We start from the raw sequence: 669 nt of genomic DNA on the forward strand, positions 1-669 counted from the left end.
TATATAATTTCCAACTGTTTGTCAACTTTTGGATTATTAAATCTAAATTGACACTCTTTAATAAATAAGTGAAAATGTTCTTTTGGTATTCCATTAAATTTACGAAGATGTCTCTTTGCTTGATTCCAAAAGTTCTCTATACCATTAATATGGTTCTTTTCTTCAGCAAACTTTTCACTATGATTAATTCTAAAGTGTTTAAATTCAGAGACATCTAATACATCATAACTATGATAATAATCTGAATAAACTATACTATCTGGCTGTACTTTTTGCCTAATAATAGGCATTAAAGTGCTTATTTTAGTATTATTTATCATTTTTACATATACTTTTCCGCCTCTTTTTAACAAACCAAACACTGGTATCTTATCTTTAGCTCCTCTGCCTCTTTTTCCTTTTCTCTTACCGCCAAAATAACTTTCATCAACTTCTATTTCGCCGTTAAAAATTTCTTCTTCTTTTTCTTTCTCATATTCAAATATTAATTCTCTTAATCTTAAAAAATAATACGAAGCTGTAGTTTTATTAACACCAACTAAAACTGATGTAGTTCTTGCTGTGGTTCCTGCTACAAAATGTTCTATTAATTTTAATTGTTTATCTTGACTTAATTTACTGCGTTTCATACTTTAATTTTAACAAATTTAAGTTATCTAGGACAGCCCC

Annotated in this window: 1 protein-coding gene; it reads right to left on the minus strand. The window is 27.7% G+C overall.

Going from position 1 to position 669, the window contains the following annotated elements:
• Positions 1–629, minus strand: a 629-nt coding sequence (locus tag EPJ72_RS12900) for an IS1595 family transposase (protein WP_147732510.1), incomplete at its 3' end; no start/stop codon positions are given.
• Positions 630–669: the final 40 nt, after the last annotated feature.

Source organism: Brachyspira pilosicoli (assembly GCF_008016535.1).
Classification (GTDB): Bacteria; Spirochaetota; Brachyspiria; order Brachyspirales; family Brachyspiraceae; genus Brachyspira; species Brachyspira pilosicoli_A.